The following is a 2,390-nucleotide window of genomic DNA, read 5'->3' on the forward strand; positions in this document are numbered from 1 at the left end:
AGCGGGCGGTCAGTGTCAGTCGGGTGGTCAAGAAGTCGGACAAGGGGGTGGAGTTACGGGATGTGATGGCGGCGACGATTCCGGCGTTGACCAAGCAGCTGGGGAAGTAAACCGAGTCACCTTGGGATGCGGAGAGGTAAACCGAGCCATCTTGGGATGCGTTGTTTTTCGATTCATACGGGGGTCCGGGGGGGATTATCCCCCCCGGCGGGGCTTGGGGCAGAGCCCCAAGGTGTTGACGTGGCTGTGGTCTTTGCCGTATCCGTTGCGGTCCGCTGCAGCCAATGAAATCCCGAAAGCCGCCATCCCGCACCGAACGGATTTGTCGCAGCGGACCGCGGGGGGGCAAGGGGGGGCCTCATCCCCCCATCCGTTGACGTTGACTTTCAGCCGTTGGCCCTCCGGGGGCAGGGCTTTTGGGGATTTACCGGATTTTGGTTTGCTGTCGCGTTCAAAGATGGGGGGATGAAGCCCCCCCTTGCCCCCCCGCGGTCCGCTGCGACAAATCCGTTCGGTGCGGGATGGCGGCTTTCGGGATTTCATCGGCGGCAGCGGACCGCAAGGTCAACGGCTAAAACCTCGGGGCTCCGCCCCGAACCCCGCCGGGGGGGATAATCCCCCCCGGACCCCCGTATGACTGAACACCACTAACCGGCGACATACGCCTTCGCCCTGCGCTTCAGCAAAGCCCGATCGATCTTGCCGTTGGCCAACAACGGCATGCCCTCCAGTCGCACCACATGACGCGGATGTTTGTACCGCGCCAGACGCGACTCCAGAAAGGCCTGCACCTCCTCCACCCCCAACACCGCCTCCCCCACATAAAACGCCAACCCCGTCTCCCCCCATCGACCATCCTCCACCCCGACCACCACCACCTGCCCAATCCCCGGATGGCTGGACAACGGCTTTTCCACCTCCCCCGGATAGACATTCTGCCCACCCGAAATATACATCTCCTTCTTGCGCCCCACGACGTAGAAGTAGCCCTCCTCATCAACCCGCACCAAATCCCCCGTGGCGAAAAGGTCGCCCCGCAACGACTCCCGGAACAAAGCCTCCTGTCCCCAATAGCCGCGACAGCGGTGCGCCCCCCCGATCCACAACTCCCCCACCCCGCCCGCTGCCACCGGCTCGCCCCGCTCATCCATGACCCGCACCCGACTGTGGGCCATGGGTTTGCCGATGGAATCGGGCCGCCGGAAAGCCTCTTCGGTCTCCAGCAGGAAACAGTTCGGCCCCACCTCGGTCAAACCGAAACCCTGTTTGAACGGCACCCCGCGACGGTGATAGCCCTGTATCAAAGCCAAGGGCAACGGTGCGCCCCCGGAGAGGAAAAAACGGATGCGGGAGAAGTCGCAGGCAGCGAAATCGGCGTGGTCGAAAATGGCCTGAAACAGGGTCGGCACCCCCCAGAAGACCGTGACCCCCTCCTGCCGGATGTCCGCCAACACCTGCCCCGCATCGAAACGCGGGTGCAGGATCAAGGTGCCCCCGATGGAAAGCAGCGGCAGGCTGAAGACGTGATAGCCCCCGGTATGGAAGAAGGGGGTGTTGACGATGGAGATATCTCCGGGACGCAGCACGTCGGCCCCCACCGTGCCGGCCATGTTGGCCCGGATCATGGCGGCGTGGAACATCACCCCCTTGGGAGCCCCCGTGGAGCCGGAAGTGTAGAGCAGCATCATCACCTCGTTATCCTCGGGCGGGGGACCGGGGGGATAGGGTCCCTCCTCCGCCCAAACGGCGTCGAGATCGCCCCAGGGATATTCGGCCCCGAATGGCGAGGCGCCTGCGGAAAGCAGCAGCGCGGGGTCGATCTGGCGCAGAATCGACTGCAACTCGGGAAGGGCCAGACGCGGATTGAGCGGGACCAGAATGGCGCGCAACCGGCAGCAGGCGAAGAAGAGGGTGAGGTGTTCCAGCCGGTTGGGGGCGATCAGGGCCACCCGGTCGCCGGGGGCGACGCCCCGGATGTGGAGTTGTCCCGCCCGCCGGTCGATTTCCCGGTCCAGGGTGGCGTAGCTCCAGCGAAGACCGGTGGCGTGGTCGATGAGGGCGGTATGGTTCGGACGTTGCCGGGCGTGATCCCGCATGAAGTCGTGCCACATGGTGAGAGACCTCCCGTTTCGAATCTGTTATGCTGGCAGGATGGAGGCGATAGTGCCACAAAATCGCCAGGAATGAAAATACGGGGGTCCGGGGGGGATTATCCCCCCCGGTGGGGTTCGGGGCGAAGCCCCGAGGTGTTGACGTGGCCTTTGTCTTTGGCCGTTGCGGTCCGCTGCCGCCAATGAAATCCCGAAAACCACCAACAGACACCCAACGGATTTATCGCAGCGGACCGCGGGGGGGCAAGGGGGGGCCTCATCCCCCCATCCTTTGACGTG

General features: G+C 64.3%; 1 protein-coding gene. It reads right to left on the bottom strand.

Translation table 11 applies throughout. The features are described 5' to 3' along the window. Nucleotides 1-647: 647 nt before the first annotated feature. Complete coding sequence (locus HQL56_19600; protein ID MBF0311722.1) at nt 648-2,111, bottom strand: AMP-binding protein; 1,464 nt, start codon at nt 2,109-2,111, stop codon at nt 648-650. Nucleotides 2,112-2,390: the final 279 nt, after the last annotated feature.

It is taken from the genome of Magnetococcales bacterium (assembly GCA_015231925.1).
Lineage (GTDB): Bacteria > Pseudomonadota > Magnetococcia > Magnetococcales > JADGAQ01 > JADGAQ01.